This is a genomic window from Natronosalvus rutilus, assembly GCF_024204665.1.
Taxonomy (GTDB): Archaea; Halobacteriota; Halobacteria; order Halobacteriales; family Natrialbaceae; genus Natronosalvus; species Natronosalvus rutilus.
On record NZ_CP100356.1, the window covers coordinates 244161 to 265357 of the forward strand.

Genomic DNA, 21197 nt, shown 5'->3' on the forward strand with positions numbered 1-21197 from the left:
TCGAGGAGAAAGCCCACGACTTTAGTCGTGGGATGAATCCGACACTCCGATACCCGAACCACGTGCGATGGCAGGTCTCCGTCTCCCACGCTAATCCATACTTTTACGAACCAATATTACGTAGTACGTACTGATGAAGCGAACCAACCAGTTCGACGTTCGCCCTCGTTCCGAAAAGGAGCGTGAGGTGTTCGTTCGCTGGTTGGACGCTTCTGCGAGTCTCTGGAATGAGATAAATTACGCTCGTCGCCAAGCCTTCCTCACAGACGAAAGTGTTTGGGACGCCGACACCGGAAGGCTCGAAGGCAAATACAAGGGCATTCTCAGTAGTTCGGTTGCCCAGCAACTCATTCGGAAGAACTCGAAGGCATGGCGGTCGTTTTTCGCCAGTAACGAGACGTACCACGCCGGGAAACTTGATAAACGCCCATCGCCGCCGGGGTACTGGGGCAACGAGGAGGACGGACGCGTGCTTCGTACCTACGTCCGAAACGACCAGTACACCCTCGAATACGGGAAGCGTTCCCGCCTCGAAGTCCCGATTGGCTCCGAGCTCAAGGACGAACTCGGGCTGAGTCGGAACCAGCGCCTTCGCGTTGAAATTGCGGGCGACCCGAAGTGGAGCGGCAAGCAGGGCCGATTAGAACTCGTGTACGACGAACTCGCAGAGACGTTCAGGGCTTTCCAACCAGTCACCATCGACAGTTCGCGACTGGATTCACCACTGGCTTCGGAAGAAGCCGCTCTGGACGTTGGCGCGAACAATCTCGTCGCCTGCACGACAACGACCGGCTCCCAATACCTGTACGACGGACGCAATTTGTTCAAGGAGTTTCGTGAAACCACCGAACGAATCGTGTACTATCAGTCGCTCCTCGAAGACCAACGCAACTCCAGCAAGCGCATCGACCGCCTGTATCGAACGCGCACGAATCGCCGCAACCACGCACAAGACAGCCTCGTCCGAGACCTTGTGGAACTCTGTATGCCGAGGGTGTTTCGACGCTGTACGTAGGCGATATCAAAGACGTTCTCTCAACGCACTGGTCGCCGCGTGTGAACGAGAAGACGCACACCTTCTGGGCGTACCGACGGTTCATCAACCGCCTCGAAGACGTATGCAAAGAGTACGGTATCATGGTCGCGGAAGAATCCGAAGCGTGGACAAGTCAGGAGTGTCCTGTGTGCGGTGAACGCGACAATACACGCCGTCACGAGGATTCGTTGACGTGCCCATGCGGGTTCGAGGGACACGCCGACCTCGTCGCGTCGGGGTCGTTCCTGAGACGGCAAACAGCAGTCGGGTCGATGGCACGACCCGTGTACCTCAAGTGGAACAATCACGACTGGCGGGAACACCACAGCCCGCCCTCCATCGCGGAGACAATGGCCAACGAGGCGTACACAAACCTGAGTACCGCATCGAGCGGGAATGTCGCTCTCGGGGACTCGGACGACTGAGACTCCCACGAGAGGAATCCCACGACTGAAGTCGTGGGTGGATGTCAAAATCGAAAAGGGACGTAACTCTATGTCTGATCGCTATTCGTCCCCTCTGAACTGCTCGAAGTCCTCAATAGTGATGGCGATCGCGTCTTGATCCGGTACGTCACGGACTGCGTATGCCGTTGGATAGGTACCGGCCTTGGCATATGTCTCGGGCTGGGAAATCCATCGACGATCAGTATCCGAGTGTTCAATTGACATCCTCCACACGACTGAAGTCGTGGGTTTCTCCTCGACTCTGTGTAATGATGTGTATACTTCCAGTACCGAGCATTCGCTACCTTCGAAAATCGACTTTCACCCCGTGACACATTCGCGCTGTGTATCTTGCAGAGACTCGACTAACTACCAAACTGCTGTCAGAAACGTCGTGCAAGGTACAGAGCTTCTCTCCAGCAGGATCCGACGCTGATGCGCCTACTAAATGTCGGAGCCCGTTTTCGTAGGCAGTCGGTAGAACGAGGAGGACAGTCGATGGCCTCTAGATCCACAGAACCAATTCACTACTGACAGCAGTCAGTCACCCGCGAATTCATTAGATGGTTTTAGTCGATGGAACGAGATGCATGAATATGGACTCGCTACAATCGAACGGCAGTACGTTCCGGGGGTACCGATGGTAAACGTCGCGCTTTCAGCGGCACAAATCGTCTTAGCGCTGTTTCTCGTGGCGCTCAACGGCTTTTTTGTCGCAGCAGAGTTCGCCTTCGTTCGGATTCGGGGAACGTCGGTTGACCAACTCGTCGAGGAGGGGCGGCCCGGCTCGGGAACGCTCCAAGAAGTGATGACGAATCTCGACAACTACCTCGCCACGACGCAACTCGGTATCACCATCGCCTCGCTCGGGTTGGGATGGGTCGGCGAACCCGCCGTGGCGGCGCTCATCGAACCCGTACTGGAACCGGTTCTCCCCGCAAATCTCATCCATCTCGTCGCGTTCGCAGTCGGCTTTAGTATCATCACGTTTCTCCACGTCGTCTTCGGTGAGCTCGCGCCGAAGACGATCGCAATTGCCAAGACCGAGCGACTCTCGCTGTTCCTCGCCCCGCCCATGAAGGCCTTCTATTACATACTCTATCCGGGAATTGTCGTCTTCAACGGGGCGGCCAACGCGTTCACGCGGTCGCTCGGTGTGCCACCCGCTTCCGAAACGGATGAGACACTCGGTGAGCGGGAACTCCTTCGGGTACTAACACGATCGGGCGAGGGCGGGAACATTGACGTGGCAGAAGTGACGATGATCGAGCGCGTCTTCGATCTTGACGACACCGTGGTGCGGGAGGTCATGGTCCCAAGGCCGGACGTGGTGAGCGTTCCGGCGGATGCCACGCTCTCCGAACTACATTCGACCGTCTTAGAGGCCGGTCACACGCGCTATCCGGTTCTTGACGCCAACGACGGTGACCAGGTGATTGGATTCGTCGATGTCAAGGACGTGTTGCGAGCAGAGGTGGACGATGGGGATGCCGAGATAGTCGGTGACATCGCCCGCGAGATTCTCATCGTCCCGGAGACGATGGCAATTAGCGATCTCCTGATACAGTTCAGGGAGGATCGGCAGCAGATGGCCGCAGTCATCGACGAGTGGGGAGCGTTCGAGGGGATTGCGACGGTCGAAGACATCGTCGAGGCCCTCGTCGGGGATCTTCGGGACGGGTTCGATCTCGATGAGCGCGAACATTCGATACGCCAGCGTGACGATGGGGGGTACGACATTGACGGCGGAGTCCCATTGTCGAAAGTTTCCGACACCCTCGATGGCGACTTCGATAGCGAAGCGGTCGAAACGATCGGTGGGCTGGTGCTGGGACGACTCAATCGCGCGCCAGAACCTGGCGACCGCGTCGAGATCGACGGTCACGTCGTTGAGGTGACGAGCGTCGAGGGGGCCCGAATTTCGACGGTATGGGTCCACGGAAGAGATATCGACGATCCAGCAGTGGACTGATAGCGATAAGCGTTGATCCTCATACTTTCCAGTGTAGGAGATCACAAATCTGTTGAAATCGGCTGCAAGACTTAGAGGATTTACGCAGCAGAGTGGGTCTTAATCACATCGGTATCAGTGAACCAGACGCTCGGTCACCGTGAGCTCAACTACTTCCGGGCAGTGGAAGCGGGTACTATTGTTCAATTCTCTCTAAAGTCTGGTTATTTGTCGTCGGCCAACACAGATGACATATGCGAGTACTCACCTGGAACGTCAAGGGGGCGTTCCCATACCAAGCAGAGGATGAAATCGCGGCGCAGTTTGAGTATCTCAAGAATCTAAATAAAAAGCCAGATTTGCTAATGCTGAACGAGGTGAACCAGTACAGGCGGGAGTTCATCCGTAACCTGGTTACCGACGAATTAGGGTACGAGGGAGTCGTAGACACACTCTCGTGGGCAAACGAATTGCGTGACAGTGAGGTTCCCCCACATCATGGCATCGGTCATACGAATGGGAATTTAACCGCTGTGCGTGACCCTGATTGCATCGAGCACACTCCCTTGGAACTCTTCGATGAAACGTACGACAACGAGGATATCAAGCATCTGTCCACACACTACCCCGAAAAGATCCTCGTCACAACGTGTGAACTCGCGGGTTTAGAGATCGAAGTCTGGAATGTGCGGGCTGTCCCGGGGAGTATGAAGGGCGAAGAGAAAATCAAAATCTTCGAGACAGTCTTCCAGCGGATTCTCAACGGTGAAGAGCGGCACCGGATTCTCGCGGGTGATTTCAACTCACCCGATAAGGAGTTGGCCGATGGCCAGGCGGTCACCTACATCGACGATAAGGACCCAAAAATCCGCGATCGGTGGCGAAATGCGGCGCTGAATATCCTCAAGGGACTGGGCCACGTAGGGATGGTGGACGTGTTTCGGTATCAATGGGGATACGGTGACGTGGACACGCTTGACGAAAGCTTCGGCAACAGCCGGTTTGACCACATCATCGCCTCCGAGGAATTGAACCCGGTTGATTGCTTCTACGACCGAGAGTCATTCGAATACAGCGACCACGCCGCACTCATCGCCGATTTCGATCCCTGAGTGTTAACAGGATCGCGCTCCAGAATTCACCTGTTGCGAGATACGCGCTTTCTATTCAGCACGCCTGCTGAAATATGTCCTCGATTGAGGATTTCAACAAGGCCTATTGAGTTGGAGAGTACTCAGAGAACGTTTGGTTTATAACAATTTAGATCGATTGTCAGCTTATCCATATGACAAACGTGTTTTTAGCACCTTGTGATTCACCGAATTTTGATGACACGGTAAAGTCCACTGTCGATCTTAACGAGTATTCAAATCACCCAGAAGCATTGAATGGGAGAGAAGAGGTACGGTTCTGGGGAGTACGTACAGGTGCACGAAATGAAGGAAACTTCGAGAAAATGCAAAGTGGAGACCTTGTTCTATTCTATCAGGAAGGGGGCTATGTGGGTACAGCGTGGGTTGAATCCAAATTCGAGGATGAAGAGGGTTGGGCTAGCACCACATTTTGGCGAGGTGGGAAATCAAACCTAGTTTATACGTTGACGGATTTCAAGCCGATAGCAATTCCCCGAGAGAAAGTGAACGCGATTTTCGACTACACAGACGGGTACTACCCTCAAGGACTGATGCGGGTGAGTGATGACAACGTAGAAAAGCGTCCGGCGTCGATCAAGTTGGCACTTGAACGCTATAGTGAGAAAATTAGCTGACAATCTAACAAGCACGCGGAATCTCCAGCCGAGAAGCTGATTTCAACGTCGGTGTTCGCTGAGTCGACAACTTTCTCGAGCGCTTCGACGTCGATCACGCATCCCACCGATACGCATCATGTGCTTGAGTCCTTCCTCCTCGAGTGCTTCGACGATCTCGAGCATAAGCTCGCCGTCACTCGCCATCGATCACCACGTCGATGATGTCGATGATCGTCTGGGCGGTCGAGCTAATCCGTTGAAGACGATCGAGGATTGCGTCTGTATCCTCACCTTGCCACGCAGCAACGTAGAACGCCGACCCACTCGTATCCAGCCCAAAGTAACGACCGACGATGTAGCCGACGGCTTCGGCCTCGAGTTCACGTTTCGACCGCTCGGTTTCATCGTCGACACCACCATGTAACATAGCGTGTGCATACTCGTGGACGAGCGTTACTGCGAGATCGGCCTGATTCTCGCGGTCGTGAACCTCGACGAGTGGATTTGCATCTGATCGATACTGACAGACGCCCTTCGCTCTCCCGTGAGCCCATTCTTTCACAGAGACGACCTCAACCTCGATCTCGAGTGAAGTTGCTGCCTCGAGGAGCGCTGGGGCCAGCTCCTCAGCGTCTCCCGTCGCTTCCGTCTCAAGTTTGGGTAATGGCTCCCCTTCTGTCTGTGAAACATCGAACACAGGTGCTGGTCGAAATCCCACCAGTCCCTTTGACCACCCGTCGGGTTCAGTTTCGTCGTATTCACAGTCACTTCGTTCGTGGTACGACGATGAGTTTCCACACTCGGGGCACTTCCTCGCGATGATCGGTGCCCAGATCCAGATTGCTTTCTCGCCTTCACTCACGTGTCGATCGAACTCGTTCTGCCACGTTCGGTAGCCAGCGACTCGAGTCGCGTGCGGACACTGGAGTTGGATCAAGAGAGTGTTTCGAGGCGAGTAGTCGTGGAACTCACTCTGGATGTCGAGCCACTCTCTGAACTGGTCGCTCGAGACTGCGTCATCGACTTCTTCGATCAAGTCCTCAAGCCACATCTCGATCGTGCTGTGCATCTCATCGTGTCGGGTGTCCGAATCATCGAACGTTTCTCGGGTGCAACTGCTCAGACTCATGATTGAATCGGGACATCTCGAGGCAAACTCGAGAAGACCGCTGCCCGTCAGCGGGTCTCAAAAAGGTCACCGGGAGGCGATCGCAGTAAATAGGTGAGCTGATTGGATGATGGAGTCACCGGTGGACTCAATATGGTGCTTCCCATTTTTCTGGGAAGAAGATCAACTGATGGAAATTCCCGACAACTTACTGTGCCTATTCAATGCCGAGATTGTGGAAGAAGACGGTTCATATTTTATCGAGATACCCAACCAAGAGGTGGCGTTCGGAGACGTCACAGTTGGAGAAGTGTATCGAGCCGCACTGCTTGGATCAGGAGCCGAAGCCAAAACAGACCGTACACCACAGCGGGAGAGCGATGGACCTACCCCACCAGTCGAAACTGGTGAGACCCGCACTGTCGATATCGAAGGTACCGGAGAGCAAGGTGATGGAATTGCACGTGTCGAACGAGGGTATGTGGTGATCGTTCCCGATACGGAGAAAGGAGAGCGCGTAACCATCGAAATCACTGATGTCAAAGAGACCGTCGCCTTCGCTGAAGTTCTCGAGCGAGAAGAATACTACCCCTGAAATTTGTTCGGGACGGCCGTTAGTGAGGGAGACCTATAGCACTGATTTGCTCTTGGTATCGATTCCAAATCCTGACTTCAGTTCCCTAGGCAACCGTGGCCACTTCGGTCTGCGTCTTTTTCTCTTTTCCAGTCGATAGTAGTGGTTAGTCCTTTATTGTGCATCGCCCGGGTTGCCGGTGCGCCAACGCGAGATTTGCTCTCTCGCTCTGTGGCGTTGAACCTCGGCGGAACACAATCTCTTTACCAGAGCGGATAATAATGATATCCATGGATAATAATAGTAGCCAAGTTTCCACGGCGATAGATCTCCCGGTCCCTGTTCCAAATGAGGGTGTGTTCAGACACACTGCTTGTGGTCCGATTCTCAGACTGCTTGCTGACAACCCACACAACACATTTGGGATTCGAGAACTCGGTCGTGCGATTGATCGCCCCCATCGAAGTGTTTCGCTCGCAGTCGACGACCTCGAGTCAATCGAGCTAGTGAGTACCTCATCTGAAAGAGGGAAAAAACTCGTCCAAATCAATCACGACCGACTCACCAGACCGGGTGACCCGATTTTTCGAATCCCACAGAAAGAGTTTCGTGATCCCGTCCGAACACTCCGATCAGAACTTCTCGAGAAATTAGTGGACATTACAGGAATGCTTCTGTTCGGCAGTGTCGCTCGAGGTGAGGCAGACCGTCGAAGTGATATCGATTGTTTCGTCCTCGTTCGAACTGATAGGGCGACAAATCAGCGGCGCGCACATGAGATTAGTCAAAAACTGGTTGAACAACGATTCGACGGTGAGCGATACAAATTCCAGGTTCTGGTCGAATCTCACGAATCCGCTAAACGGCAGGCAGATAGACTCCGAGAAATCGTTGCTGATGGGGTCACGCTCTATGAGACGGATACATTGAGCGAGGTCAAAACGGAGGTGTTAGCCTAGATGGACGAGAGCAATGTCGAACGGGCGCTAGAGGTAACAGAGTCAGTTTTCGAAGACACGCGTGGACAGTCACTCGAGACAGGGCTCGACGTGAATGATGAAGCCCTCGTCCAGCTCCGAAAAGCGTGCCGGCTCCTCGAGGCTGCCGATACGTTACGCGAGCGGAATGGACACTACACTGTTGTCATCGAAACCTCGTTCGTCGCAATTGAACGGAGCATCCAGTTCTACCTCCTCTATCGAAATATTGCAGGTGGAGAAGATCTTCGCCATGATCACTCTGCGGTCTATGAACGAGGGGGTGAGATGGGACTTTTTAGTGATGAATTTGGAGATCGACTACTCCATCTCTGGAAGAGTGAACTACTCCTGCCTACTCAGCCGCTTACACGGCTTCCTTGAGGCAGGAGCTTCCTGTTTCAACGACACGACTTGCAGACACAGAACGAGCGTCCACAGCGGTCGCAGTCTTCACAGGCGTACCTTTGGAGTGAACCACTCCTAGTTTCTCCAGACCACGCGATTTGACGTTCAGCGCCGCGTTCCAATCCCTATCCAACTCGAACCCACAGGATGGGCACGAGTGTTCCCGAACCCACAGCGGCTTCGCAGTCTCTACCCCACAACACGCACACTCTTTCGTCGTGCCGCGAGCAGTCACTTCCACGTAGTGTGTGCCGTGCTTGTCACAGTGGTGTTCAAGAATCGAACGGAAATCGCTCCATCCGACCTCGGATTTGTTCCGAGCGTTCCCCTCGGATTCGAGCATCGACTTCACGTCGAGGTTCTCAACGAACACAGCGTCGTACTCTGTCGCGTAGAAGTGCGCGAGCTTGTGCTTGTAATCGCGCTTCTTGTTCGACATCCGAGCGTGAACCTCGGCCACTCGACGGCGTTGTTTCTCCCAGTTGTTCGACTCATATTGCTTGCGAGAGAGCGAGCGTTGCTCGCGTTCGAGTCGCTCTCGCTCATCTGATAAGTCGATTCGCCCAATGGAAAGCCCGTCAGAATCGTGAACGAAGTTGAGCACACCGAGGTCGAATCCCACAGTGTCCTCCTCATCGATGTCTTCTGGGTCTGGTTTCTCAGGTTCCTCATTACTGATGCAGAACGAGGCGTACCACGCGCCAGTCGGCTCTTTCTTCACCGTGACCTCTTTGATAGCGTCGTGCTCTGGGAGGTTTCGGTGGAGTCGGATTGGAATTTCAAGTGTATCGCCGCGAACCTTTTTGAGTCTCAGAATTGCTCGATCTCTCGGGCCACTCTTCGTGTCGAGTTCGAAGCCCGATTGCCGATACGTGAAACTCTGAAATTCACGCGGTTTCTTCCAGTTCAACGAGCCAACGCTGTATCCTTTGGCTTTCAGTTTGCCGAGGTTGTTGATGTTGGTTCGGATGCGTTCGACGGCTTTCTGTAACACTGTGGAGTAGACTTGTTTCAGGTCGATCCACTGTTGTTTGAGTCTGGGTAGGTCGTCTCGGACTTGCCAGACGCGCTGTCGAAGCGTTCCGTCGTCTTCTGGTATCTTGTTGAATTCGTGGAGTGCGTGGTTGTAGACTTGTCGCACGGTGTTACGAGTCCAGTCGAGTCTCTCCCGCTGTTCGCTCGTCGGGAAGAGTCGATATTTTGGACTGTACTCCATGTGACTTGTCTCCTGCTAGTGGTTGTGGTTAGTTAAGCGTTTTGATTAGAATCGTTTGATATGTGTGCGGGCGCTGTATCCCCGCCCTACTCGTTCACTCCGCGTTGCTTCGTTCGCTCCTTGAGGACGGGGGCTTAGCGCCCTATCTTTCAGCTAACCGCGCTGCAGTATACTATCGAGAGGCGGCTGCAACAGCCGAACAGGCCGACGCAATGTTCGAACTCGCGAATGCAATCCACGGATACATCCTTGATTTTGCCTCTTCTCGTCACGAGTGTATCTGCAACTCAAAACATCCAGATCAATAGACGGTAAAAGACAGAGCGAAAGGCCTGGCAGTGCAACGGCCATCGGCCGTGAGCAGCCCGGAACGTGGAGGTGGGTGGGGCCGCGGGTAGTGGGTGATCGGGCACCAACAAAAAACAAAAAAGAGAACCCGTTTGGCTACTCCCACCAGGGCTCGCTCTCTGAGAAGATGATTTCCGACCACCGAGTTACCGAGCCCGGGGCGATCGCCCTCAAATCGGTTCCGTCGACGATTCCACCCCGAGGCAGGGACTTACCTCGACGTAAGCGCATAGGTTACCGTCGACTCAGCGCGACGTTATACTGTCTCAAAAGACAGACAGTACATGATACGAGGATATTCGAGTTCGCAGTCGAACTCCGGTACGTTTGGGACCCGTTCGTTTGCCGTGCTCTTTTCGATTCTTCTAGTCTGTTCAACCGTCGTTCCGTTTGTCGCCGTCGGCAATGCCGCTGCAACGGATCACGGTGGAGACTGTGACGTCGTCGTATCGTCGTCGTCAATTCAGGACGCCATCGACGCGGCGTCACCTGGCGATACCGTTTGCATCGACGCGGGAACCTATGACGAATCACTGATGGTTGGCGTCGAGAACCTTACCCTGGTTGGAGTCGACGGGGCACAACCAGTACTGCAGGGATCAGGGAGCGGGACGGGGGTGACGGTCGACGGTGTCGAGAACGTCACGATTCGAGGGCTCGAGATCCGGGAGTACAACACCGCACTGCGGGTCGAGGACAGCCCGAACGCGACCATAGTGGACAACACGATCACCGAAAATGACTGGGCAATTCGCGACTCCGAGACGATGTCTCACGGCATGGTCATCACGGACAACCGTATCGAGAAAAACGGGATCCGTGGCATCTATATCCGGGCGAGCGACGACGTCCAGATTACGGCGAATCATATCGAAGGGAACGGGCATCAGGCGTCCGGACAAGGCTACGGCATCTACTTCCGCGAGGGTGGGACTAACGCGCTGATCGAGTCCAACACGATCGTCGACAACGACGGCGTTGGGATCTACGTCTATCCGGCCGAGCCGACGATTCGGAACAATACGATTACCGACCACTCGACGGGGATCGCGCTGCGGACCGGTCTGGGGGAGGCAGCGGACGACGCGATCGTAGAGAGCAACTCCATCGAGCAAAACGAGATCGGTATCCGACTGTCGAACGTTGACAACACGGAGATACGGAACAACACCATCACGAGTGGTGAGGTCGACGTCGAATTTTTCGAAGCGACCAAGGCCACGCTGGTCGACAACGTCTTCGAGAAAGGCATCGTCTTCGACGTCGGCAACACGCAACGGGATAAGTTCGACCACGAGATCAGCAACAATACCGTCGGGGGCGACTCGCTCTTTTTCGCCTCCGGTGAAGACGATCCCGCAATTCCCGCAAACGTCGGACAGATCGTGATTTACGACTCGACGAACGTCAACGTGAGCGGCTTCACCTTCGACGGTGTCGCCTCGGGTATTCAGATCGCCTACAGCGGCGGCGCAACCGTCTCGGAGAACACGGTCACGAACAGTTCCGGTCAGGGCCTCCGCGTGTGGGCTTCGAACGATGCGACACTCTCGAACAACACGGTGACGCACAACGGGATGACCGGTACGAGATCCGGTATCGCTCTCGAAGATTCTCCGAATGCCGTCGTCACGGACAACCTGCTCTCCGACAACGAGAGACGCGCGCTGACTCTAGACGGCTCTCCGGACTCGCTGCTCGTGAACAATACCATCCGTGATAACTTCGAGGGCCTCACGCTTGTCAATTCGGCTCGCAGTGAGGTAGAGAACAATACCGTCGCCGGGACGCATCACGGAGGAAACGGCGATTCACTCGACGGAGCCGTCCTCGTAATCAACAGCGAGAACGCCGTCTTCCGGGCGAATACGGTCGTCAACAACACCGGGAACGGATTCTACGACAATCGTGGATACGATTCGACGGGGGTGACGATCGTCGAGAATACCATTTCGGGGAACAGTGAGCAGGCCCTCTACTGGACTCGCAGCGATGGACTGACAGTCACGAACAGCAGGATCGAGGGTAACGGTCGTGGAGGGATCGACGGCCCCGACGGCGCCACGGTAAATAACAATATACTTACGGATAACGGCGGGACCGGGATCGACGTTTCCCACAACTCCCTCGTCGAAAACAATCTCGTTACAGAGGGCAACGGGCACGGCATCTCGGTCAACAACGACTCGACCGTCCGGGACAACACGATACGGGACAACGGCGGTGACGGTATCTTCCTCAGGTACTTCGGCTATCAGACCATCGAGAACAACACCGTCTCTGGACACGACGCCGATCTGCTGGTCTACGAGACGACCGACGTCACGGTGATCGACAACGAGTTCAAGACCGGCGTGGTCCTGCGAAGCACCACCGTTGATCCGCCGGAGTTCGAGCAACTCGCCACCCACTCGTTCGCGAACAACACGGTGGACGGAAAAGAACTATTCTACGCACGCGGGGTAACCGATCCCGACGTACCGTCAGACCCCGGCCAGGTGATCATCGTCGACTCGACGAACGTCGAGGTGAGCGGACTATCCTTCGACGGTGTCTCCGCTGGTATCCAGATCGCTTTCAGCAACGAGAGCGTCGTCACCGACAACACGATCTCCAACGCGACGCCGGGCACCTCCGACCGCGGCGCTATCACTCTCTGGCACTCAGATCGATCGAGCATCTCGAACGCCTCGATCGCCGATCCTGCGGGTCGCGGTATTGAGGTCATCCGGAGCGACGAGGTCTCACTCACCCACTCCGACGTCGACGGTGGCGACGATTACGGCGTTGTCTTCGAAGACGCAGCCGATGCGACTGTCGACACCCTCACCGTCAGCGACTCAGCGTTGCGCGGCCTCGACGTTTCCAACAGTCACGGGATCGCGATCCGCGACGTGACGGTAACGGGCAGCGGCTCGGACGGCATCTACGTCGACAACTCGGACAACGCAACGGTGGCGAATGCGATTGGTACGAACAACGAGGGCTATGGGCTCAGGATCAAATCGTCGGACAATACGGCCGTGACGGCCGGGGAGTTCTCGTACAACGACAACGGTGTGCTGGTCGGCGGCGGGTACGGAAGCTTCGACAACACCTTGGTTACGGATGTCGAGGCGAACAACAACGACGGCCACGGCATCGACGTCCGGATCGAAGACGCCGTGGTCTCGGACAACACGGTCAACCGGAACGTGGTTGGAATCGAGGTCCAAGAGTACGCGACAGTTCGGCGTAATCGCGTTACCGGCAACACCGAGAGCGGGGTTCTGGTCGATTCCTCACCGGACGGCATTTCGATCCACGACAACGAAATCGTCGGTAACGCGGTCGGCGTCGGTTACGACAGAGGTGGCTGGAGCGGGTACGGTCCCCTGAACGCGACGGATAACTGGTGGGGTCACGAGTCCGGTCCAAGCGGCGGGTACGAAGACCCCGTGACCAACGAAACTGCGACGGGGAGCGGTGACGCCGTCACCGATAACGTTCGCTTCGATCCCTGGCTCGGGGGCGAGCTCCCGGAGGATCAGTTCTTCGACGTGGTGATCGACGGAACAAACGCACCGATCGACGAAGGCGAGACCCTCATCGTCGAGATGACCGTCACTAACAGCGGCATCGAGAACGGAACCCAAACAGTGACGCTCCGCGATTTCGAGGGTGTCGTCGTCGACTCGAGCGAAGTGCCCCTCGAGCCGGGCGCGACCGAGTCAGTGACGCTGACCTGGGCGACCGAGGCGGGCGACGCCGGGACGGGGAGCGTCACGGTCGAGAGCGAGGACGACTCGGAAGTCACGCCGGTCGCCGTTCAGGCCGATGGCGTCACTGTGATAGACCGACCGACGGTCATCAATACGTCCGGGACGTACGTGCTTGGTGAGAGCTTAACCCACGACGACACGGCGATCGAAATCACCGCGAGCAACGTGACGTTCGACGGAATGGGCCACACGATCATCGGAGAGAACCTGGGTTCCGGCACCCAGTCCGGAATCCACGTCGGGCCCGACGACGCGCTCACGAACGTCACCGTCAGGAACGTGACGGTCACCGGGTGGGACGTCGGCGTCTACTACGACGAGGCCGACGACGGAACGATCGCGGAAGTAATCAGCGAGTATAATAACGGTGGCCTCTATCTCGGCAGCGCGAACGACAACGTGGTATCGAACCTCACGGTCAGCCACAACGGATTCCGCGGAATCGACGTCGGTTGGGCTGGCGGTTACAGTAACGGCAACACGTTCACAAACGTCACCGCATCCGGAAACGGGGATGAGGGGATCTGGATCTCTTCCGGTTCGAACAACGTGTTCGACGGGGTCAACGCCTCCACAAACGAGATCGGTGTCAGAACTACCACCGCCCAAAACACACTCACGAACGTTACCGCAGACGACAACAGCCAGTATGGAGTGAGCCTCGAGGATACGAACAACGTCGGCACTACTGTCGATGCCGTGTCTGTTTCCGGGAATGGCTGGAACGGTATTCGAATCAGCCAGAGCGACGGAAACGTCTTGTCGAACGTCACCGCGACCGCGAACGATGGCGTCGGCGTCCTCCTCATCGGCTCGATGCTCAGCGGCGCACAGGGGATCACTGACAACGAAATTCGCGGGCTGTACGCGAGCGAGAACGCCGACAGCGGAATCCAGTTGAGCAACGCCGACGACTCCGTCCTCTCGAGCCTCACGCTCGAGAACAACTCCGGGAGTTCGTTCAACCTTGCTAGCCGATCGAGCGGCACCTCCGTCTCCGGGCTGTCGGTCGTCGGCGGGAGTAACAACGCCATCTCCATCTCTTCGAACGACAACGCCGACAACACGCTCGAAGACGTCACGATCGACGGAAGCCTCGGCGGAGTGATGAATTACGCCGAGGGAACGGTCGTCTCGAACCTCACCGTCGACAACGTTCCCGGGACCGCACTCTCCGTCTCGGGGTCGGCCTCCGAGGCCGTCTTCACCGACGTCACGGTTCGAAACGCCAGCACCGGCGTCACGCTGTACGGTTCCCCGACGAACAACGTCGTCTCCACCCTTTCGATCGAGGAGACCGGGACCGGTGTCGTCGTCTACGGCACCGACAACACGATCGAAAACGCGACGATCATCGACAGCGAAGCTGGAGTCGAACTCGGCGAGGGCACGAACAACTGGGTCCAATCGATCACCCTCGGGAACGCGACGATCTCCGCTACCGGGAGCGACGTTCGCCTGAACGAAACGGCCGAATCCGGCGAGACACCTACGGGAGTGGACGCCATTGGCGACTACGTCGAGGTGACGAACACCAGCGACTGGGCCGAACTCGACCAGCTACGACTGCACTACGACGAGAGCGATCTCGGCGCGATCGAGGAGACGTCGCTTCGTGTCTGGCGCTACGACGACGAGTGGCACGCGCCCGCCCCCGACGAATTCGTCTCGGGCTATGACACCGACGAGGACTACGTCGTCGCCTACGGCGTCACCGATTTCTCGACGTTTGGCGTCGTCGGCGAGACGGACGCATCGGCGCCCGAAACCGGCACGCTCGAGGGGACCGTCACCGGCAACGGCTCATCGCTCGGGGACGCACAGGTACTCGCATTTGACGAGGATGGCTTCGGCGCGCTCGCTGAGACGGACGCAGACGGCAGTTACGCCCTCACGCTGCCGGCCGGCAGCTACAACCTGACCGTGAGCGCCGACGGCTACCTCGACGGCGACGTCACCGGCGTCGAGATTGCCGCCGACGAGACGGCCGTCGAAACCGTCGACCTCGAGCAGGAACCCGACCCTGGGACGCTTTCGGGTACGGTGACCGACGACGAGTCGGGTGAGCCCGTCTCCAACGCCCAGATCGTCGCGGCCGAGCGCGATACCGGATACGAGCACTCGACCTCGGCGAACTGGGGTGGCTCGTACGACCTCGAGTTGCCCGTCGGAAGCTACGACGTAACGGTCGCCGCGTACGGCTACGAGTCGACGACCGTCGAGGACGTAACCGTCACCGAGGCCGCGACGACCGACCTCGACGCGGCCCTCGAGGCGATGGACTACGCCATCTTCTCGGTCGATCCCGCCAATCCGGCCGTCGGTGACGCGGTGACGTTCAATGCGAGCGCGTCGACGCCGCCAGCAGGTGAGACGCTCACCTACCACTGGGATTTCACCGGTGACGGATCGGTCGACTTGAACACGACCGATCCGGTAGCGACACACGTCTACGACGAACCGGGTGAGTACGAGGTCTTCCTCGCGATTCAGGACGATGCTGGAGCGTCCGATACGACGACTCGAACGATCACAGTCGAGGAAATACCCGTGACGAACGTGGTCGTCTACGGTGCCGACGTCGATCCCACACCGCTCTCGTTCGGTGATACCGTCACGGTCACCGCCAACCTCTATAACAGCGGAGACGTTCCAGGAACCGAGACGATCGAACTGCTCGTCGACGGCGAGGTTGTCGACGAACGGAACGTCACCGTTGATCCGGGCCTCGCGCGCGGTGCAACCACACTCGAGTGGGATTCCACCGTCTTCGAGATGCCCACGGGCGAACCCACCGCGACGGTCGATCTCTCGCTCAGCGGCTACGACCTCGGGACGCTCGCGGTCGAGAACGCCTATTCAGATCTCGAGGTGATCGGGGCGTCACTGTCCGATGTCGAGGCGCTCGAAGGGGAGACAGTGACGGTGAGCGGGAGCGTCTACCAGAACGGGACGGCAAACGAGACGGAGACGCTTGAGGTGACGGCGACGAACCTCGAGACAAACGAGACGACCGTAGTCGGTGGTCAGAACGTCTCGCTCGACCCGAAATGGTACCACGTCGGCGGGATCGAGATCGACTTCATACCCGCCGAGGCGGGGACGTACGACCTTTATCTGGAGGATCGCCACGCGGGCACCGTCGAGGTGGAGGCTGCGTACTCTGATCTCGAGGTGATTGGGGCATCGCTGTCCGACCTCGAGGTTCTGGAGGGCGACGAGCTGACCGTAACCGGCAGCGTCTACCAGAACGGTACGACAAACGACACCGAGACGCTCGAACTCACCGCGACCCATCAAGGGACCGGCGAGACGACCGTGGTCGGCACCCAGAATGTCTCCCTCGACCCGAACTGGTACGACGTTGGCGGGATTGAAATCGACTTCGCCCCGGCCGAACCCGGCACCTACGATCTCTACCTCGAGGAGTATCACGCCGGCGCCGTCGAAGTCGAAGCGGCGTACTCCGACCTCGAGGTAATCGGCGCGTCGCTGTCAGAAATCGAGTTGCTGGAGGGTGAGGAACTCACCGTCGGCGGGAGCGTCTATCAGAACGGGACGACGAACGAGACGGAGACACTCGAGGTGACGGCGACGAACCTCGAGACGAACGAGACGACCGTCCTGGGGAGCCAGGACGTCTCGCTGGACCCGGGCTGGTACGACGTCGGTGGAATCCAGATCGACGTTAGTCTGGACGCACCCGGCACGTACGACCTCCATCTCGAGGAGTACCAAGCCGGGACGGTCGAGGTCGAAGCGGCGCACTCCGACCTCGAGGTGATCGGGACGTCGCTGTCAGAAATCGATGTACTGGAAGGCGAGACGCTGACGGCCGGTGGCAGCGTCTACCAGAACGGGACGACGAACGAGACGGAGACACTCGAACTCACCGCGACCCACCAGGAGTCCGGCGAGACGACCGTGGTCGGCACCCAGAATGTCTCCCTCGACCCGGACTGGTACCACGTAGGCGGGATCGAGATCGACTTCACGCTACCCGAAGCGGGGACGTACGACATCCACCTCGAGGAGTACCACGCCGGGACGGTCGATGTTGAAGCGGCGTACTCCGACCTCGAGGTGATTGGGGCGTCGCTGTCCGACGTCGAGATCCTGGAGGGCGAGGTGATCACAGTGGGCGGGAGCGTCTACCAGAACGGGACGACGAACGAGACGGAGACACTCGAACTCACCGCGACCCATCAGGAAACTGGCGAGACGACCGTGGTCGGCAGTCAGAACGTCTCCCTCGATCCGGGGTGGTACGACGTCGGCGGGATCGAGATCTCGACGTCCTTCAACGAACCCGGCGACTACGAACTAACGCTCGGGGACTGGTACGTCGGAACGGTCACCGTCGACGAACGCGTCACCGACATCCGGGTGATCGGGACGTCGCTCTCGACGGTGAAGGTTCTCGAGGGTGAGGACGTCACCGTGACCGGCAGCGCGTACCAGAACGGGAGCGATCCAGCGACCGAGACGATCGAACTCACCGCGACCCACCAGGAGACCGGCGAGACGACCGTGGTCGGCAGTCAAGACGTGACGCTCGACCCGGGCTGGTACGATGTCGGCGGAATCGAGATCACGTTCCAGCCCGCCGAACCCGGCACGTACGACCTGACGCTTGGCGACCTCGATGCGGGCACGGTCGAGGTGGAGGCGGCGTACTCCGACCTCGAGGTGGTCGGCGCGTCGCTGTCTGACATCGAAGTGACCGAAGGCGAGGTCCTGACGGTGGGCGGGAGCGTCTACCAGAACGGAACGACAAACGAGACGGAGACGGTCGAACTCACCGCGACCCATCAGCGAACTGGCGAGACGACCGTGGTCGGCAGTCAGGAGGTCTCCCTCGATCCGGACTGGTACGACGTCGGCGGGATTGGGGTCGATTTCTCCCTGGCTGCGCCCGGCACGTACAACCTTTATCTGGGGGAGTACCACGCGGGCACCGTCGAGGTGGAGGCTGCGTACTCTGATCTCGAGGTGATTGGGGCATCGCTGTCCGACCTCGAGGTTCTGGAGGGCGACGAGCTGACCGTAACCGGCAGCGTCTACCAGAACGGGACCACCAATGACACCGAGACGCTCGAACTCACCGCGACCCATCAAGGGACCGGCGAGACGACCGTGGTCGACAGTCAAGACGTCTCCCTCGACCCCGGCTGGTACCACGTAGGCGGGATCGAGATCACGTTCCAGCCAGACGAACCCGGTACGTACGACCTTCACCTCGAGGAGTACCACGTCGGAACGGTCGAAGCCGAAGCGGCGTACTCCGACCTCGAGGTGATTGGGGCGTCGCTGTCGGACATCGACATCGCACTGCACGAGGAGTTGACAGTGACCGGGAGCGTCTACCAGAACGGGACGACGAACGAGACGGAGACAGTCGAACTCATCGCGACCCATCAGGAAACTGGTGAAACGATCGTGGTCGGCAGCCAGAACGTCTCCCTCGATCCGGGGTGGTACGACGTCGGCGGGATCGAGATCGACCTCTCGCTCGCGGAACCCGGCACCTACGACCTCTATCTCGAGGATACGCACGCGGGCGAACTCGAGGTGTACGCCCCGTCCGTCGCGCCCTCGATCGGCGAGATCGACGGCCACTCGAGCGGCTACGACCTCGACCTCGGGACGGAAGTCGTCTATGCGAGCGAGGACACGGACGTCGAGATCGACATCGAGTCGGACCACGACCTCGAGGAGGTAACGCTGCTCGTCTCCTCGCGCCAAACCACCTACTCGATCGGTGCCGAGGCGAGCCACGATGGTGGCGACGACTGGACCGCCACGGTTCCCGTCACCGAGATTCCCGACGACGGCGTCTACGAACTGTCGGTACTCGCCATTGACGAGTACGGGTACGACGGATTCGCGGACACCGCGGAACTCCTCGTCATCGACCGCGAGGGGCCCGAAACCTCAGTCGCGCTCGAAGGTGTCGACGGAAACGACGCGACGATCGTCGTTGAAAGTGATGAATCGCTCGAGTCGACGCCCGACGTATCAGCCGTCGTCGTCGAACCCAACGGGTCGACCTCGCCTGTGACTGTGGCGCTCGACGGAAGTGACAGCTCGAATACGAGCTTTACGGGCACGCTCGAGTTCGACGAATCGGGCGAGTACAATGTCACCGTTGTCGGAAACGACCGTGCCGGCAACGAAGTGACCGAAACCGCGTCGGTCGTCATCGACACAGCCTACACGCTCGCCGACGGCGAAATCGTGATCGCCGAAACGGGAACGTCGATCGACTTCGACCTGGCCGACGACGCCGACGAGGCGATCAAAGCCGAGGAACTGTACCTCGCACTCTCGGAGAACACCGTCGACGCGAACGTCGACGACGGCGCGGTCGGCGCCGGGTTCCTGAGCGCCGACCTCGACGACTTCCTCGACTATCTGCTCGACGAGGGGGTGATCGAGGGTGCGACGATCACGATGGCGATCGACGAGGACGCGCTTCCCGACGGTACGGACGCCTCCGACGTGGGGCTATACCACTACGACGGCGACGGGCAGTGGAGCGACGTCGACTCGACGGTCGAGTACGTCGACGACGACCCATTCGTGGTCGCGACCGTCGACGGCTTCTCGACCTACGGCGCGCTCGTCGTCGACGAGAAACCGCCGACGGTCACGAGCGCGTCACCGATCGACGGAGAGACGCTCGACTCGAGTACCGATACCGTGACGGTTCGCTTCGAGTACGACGACGACCTGTCGGGGATCGACGTGGGGTCGGTGCACCTGACGGTTGACGGGAGCGACGTCACCGACACGAACGGAACGCAGATCACCTCGACGGCGGCCGAGCGCACACTTGACGTCGACGCCGGCGAGTCCTACACGGTCGGCGTGGCCCTCGCCGACCGGGCGGGGTACGAGGCGACGACCGCGACGAGTTTCGACGTCGCGATCGACGACGGGGCGTCGGACGACTCTCCGTCACCCTCGCCATCGCCGGATCCCGAACCCGAGCCGGATCCTGAGCCCGAACCTGATCTGCAACCGGCGTTCACCGTCGCCGCGACGCCGCTGGCCGAGACGACGATCCCCGAGGGCGACGTCGTGACGATCACCGCGAACGTCACCAACGACGGCGACGGAGACGGCTCCACCATCGTCGAACTGCTCGTCGACGATGGGGTCGTCGACACGTCGAACGTGACGCTCGCAAGCGGCGACACGGCGGTCGTGACGTTCGACCACCGATTCTCCGATGAAGGAACGTACAGCGTGTCCGTGTCCGGAGAATCGCTCGGCACGGTGATGGTCGAAGCCGAACCCGAACCTGAACCCGAACCTGAACCATCCGACACGCCGTCAAGAGAGGAGGACCCAGAGCAGACGACTGATCCGGACGAGTCCGACTCGCCGACGGATCCTGCGGACTCGAACGAACCCGGCGACGATGGCGATGTAGTGGAGCAGGACGAGCCGGACAACGACGGCGACTCGATCCCTGGCTTCGGAATTGCGGTCACACTCGTCGCCCTCTCGATCGGGGTGCTCGGACGCAGATTCGGCCGACGTTCGAGCTGAAACCTGCATCGTCGTTCCGGTCCAGAACTGGGCATCGCGCTCGGGTTCCGGGTCTATTCCGGCGG

11 protein-coding genes and 2 pseudogenes are annotated in these 21197 nt (G+C 58.5%); 9 read left to right on the forward strand and 4 right to left on the reverse strand.

The features are described 5' to 3' along the window. The first annotated feature begins 133 nt into the window (after positions 1-133). The 4 genes and pseudogenes from NGM29_RS19550 (at position 134) to NGM29_RS19565 (ending at position 5201) form a co-directional block, all read left to right on the forward strand. Positions 134-1461, forward strand: a pseudogene (locus NGM29_RS19550) (RNA-guided endonuclease InsQ/TnpB family protein). Between the two features lie 661 nt (positions 1462-2122). Further along, the gene (locus tag NGM29_RS19555; RefSeq protein ID WP_254160795.1) at positions 2123-3454 is read left to right on the forward strand and encodes a hemolysin family protein; all 1332 of its coding nucleotides are present in this window, start codon (positions 2123-2125) and stop codon (positions 3452-3454) included. A gap of 233 nt (positions 3455-3687) precedes the next feature. Further along, complete coding sequence (locus NGM29_RS19560; RefSeq protein WP_254160797.1) at positions 3688-4545, forward strand: endonuclease/exonuclease/phosphatase family protein; 858 nt, start codon at positions 3688-3690, stop codon at positions 4543-4545. A 173-nt stretch (positions 4546-4718) separates the two neighbouring features. After that, complete coding sequence (locus NGM29_RS19565) at positions 4719-5201, forward strand: hypothetical protein (RefSeq protein WP_254160799.1); 483 nt, start codon at positions 4719-4721, stop codon at positions 5199-5201. Between the two features lie 42 nt (positions 5202-5243). Here NGM29_RS19565 and NGM29_RS19570 read toward each other — a convergent pair whose 3' ends face one another. Both NGM29_RS19570 and NGM29_RS19575 read right to left on the reverse strand, forming a co-directional pair. After that, a complete protein-coding gene (locus NGM29_RS19570; protein WP_254160801.1) occupies positions 5244-5387 on the reverse strand; it encodes a hypothetical protein in 144 nt (47 codons plus the stop codon). Then, positions 5377-6312, reverse strand: coding sequence for an ArdC family protein (locus tag NGM29_RS19575; RefSeq protein WP_254160803.1), 936 nt, complete (start codon positions 6310-6312; stop codon positions 5377-5379). The genes NGM29_RS19570 and NGM29_RS19575 overlap by 11 nt, the downstream gene beginning before the upstream one ends. A 169-nt stretch (positions 6313-6481) precedes the next feature. Here NGM29_RS19575 and NGM29_RS19580 point away from each other — a divergent pair, with 169 nt between their 5' ends. Further along, positions 6482-6886: a TRAM domain-containing protein gene (locus NGM29_RS19580; RefSeq protein WP_254161247.1), complete on the forward strand. Its 405-nt coding sequence runs from the start codon at positions 6482-6484 to the stop codon at positions 6884-6886. A gap of 110 nt (positions 6887-6996) precedes the next feature. On the opposite strand, the pseudogene NGM29_RS19585 reads toward NGM29_RS19580, so the two are convergent. Then, positions 6997-7107: pseudogene (locus NGM29_RS19585) on the reverse strand (transcription initiation factor IIB); the annotation flags it as partial. Between the two features lie 426 nt (positions 7108-7533). Here NGM29_RS19585 and NGM29_RS21545 point away from each other — a divergent pair. Then, positions 7534-7824, forward strand: a complete 291-nt coding sequence (locus NGM29_RS21545; RefSeq protein WP_254161249.1) for a nucleotidyltransferase domain-containing protein — start codon at positions 7534-7536, stop codon at positions 7822-7824. Next, the gene (locus tag NGM29_RS19595; RefSeq protein ID WP_254160805.1) at positions 7825-8226 is read left to right on the forward strand and encodes a DUF8154 family protein; all 402 of its coding nucleotides are present in this window, start codon (positions 7825-7827) and stop codon (positions 8224-8226) included. It abuts the gene before it with no gap. Here NGM29_RS19595 and NGM29_RS19600 read toward each other — a convergent pair. After that, the gene (locus tag NGM29_RS19600; protein WP_254160807.1) at positions 8210-9466 is read right to left on the reverse strand and encodes an RNA-guided endonuclease InsQ/TnpB family protein; all 1257 of its coding nucleotides are present in this window, start codon (positions 9464-9466) and stop codon (positions 8210-8212) included. The two genes, NGM29_RS19595 and NGM29_RS19600, sit on opposite strands and share 17 nt — an antisense overlap. 62 nt (positions 9467-9528) lie before the next feature. On the opposite strand from NGM29_RS19600, the gene NGM29_RS21620 reads away from it, so the two are divergent. Both NGM29_RS21620 and NGM29_RS19605 read left to right on the forward strand, forming a co-directional pair. Beyond that, positions 9529-9774, forward strand: a complete 246-nt coding sequence (locus NGM29_RS21620; protein ID WP_484549581.1) for a DUF8154 family protein — start codon at positions 9529-9531, stop codon at positions 9772-9774. A gap of 576 nt (positions 9775-10350) precedes the next feature. Next, positions 10351-21132, forward strand: a complete 10782-nt coding sequence (locus NGM29_RS19605) for a right-handed parallel beta-helix repeat-containing protein (RefSeq protein ID WP_254160809.1) — start codon at positions 10351-10353, stop codon at positions 21130-21132. Positions 21133-21197: the final 65 nt, after the last annotated feature.

Coding starts and splice junctions, on each gene's coding strand:
- NGM29_RS19555 (WP_254160795.1), top strand. CDS start 2,123: ATGGTAAACGTCGCGCTTTCAGCGGCACAAATCGTCTTAGCGCTGTTT.
- NGM29_RS19560 (WP_254160797.1), top strand. CDS start 3,688: ATGCGAGTACTCACCTGGAACGTCAAGGGGGCGTTCCCATACCAAGCA.
- NGM29_RS19565 (WP_254160799.1), top strand. CDS start 4,719: ATGACAAACGTGTTTTTAGCACCTTGTGATTCACCGAATTTTGATGAC.
- NGM29_RS19570 (WP_254160801.1), bottom strand. CDS start 5,387: ATGGCGAGTGACGGCGAGCTTATGCTCGAGATCGTCGAAGCACTCGAG.
- NGM29_RS19575 (WP_254160803.1), bottom strand. CDS start 6,312: ATGAGTCTGAGCAGTTGCACCCGAGAAACGTTCGATGATTCGGACACC.
- NGM29_RS19580 (WP_254161247.1), top strand. CDS start 6,482: ATGGAAATTCCCGACAACTTACTGTGCCTATTCAATGCCGAGATTGTG.
- NGM29_RS21545 (WP_254161249.1), top strand. CDS start 7,534: ATGCTTCTGTTCGGCAGTGTCGCTCGAGGTGAGGCAGACCGTCGAAGT.
- NGM29_RS19595 (WP_254160805.1), top strand. CDS start 7,825: ATGGACGAGAGCAATGTCGAACGGGCGCTAGAGGTAACAGAGTCAGTT.
- NGM29_RS19600 (WP_254160807.1), bottom strand. CDS start 9,466: ATGGAGTACAGTCCAAAATATCGACTCTTCCCGACGAGCGAACAGCGG.
- NGM29_RS19605 (WP_254160809.1), top strand. CDS start 10,351: ATGGTTGGCGTCGAGAACCTTACCCTGGTTGGAGTCGACGGGGCACAA.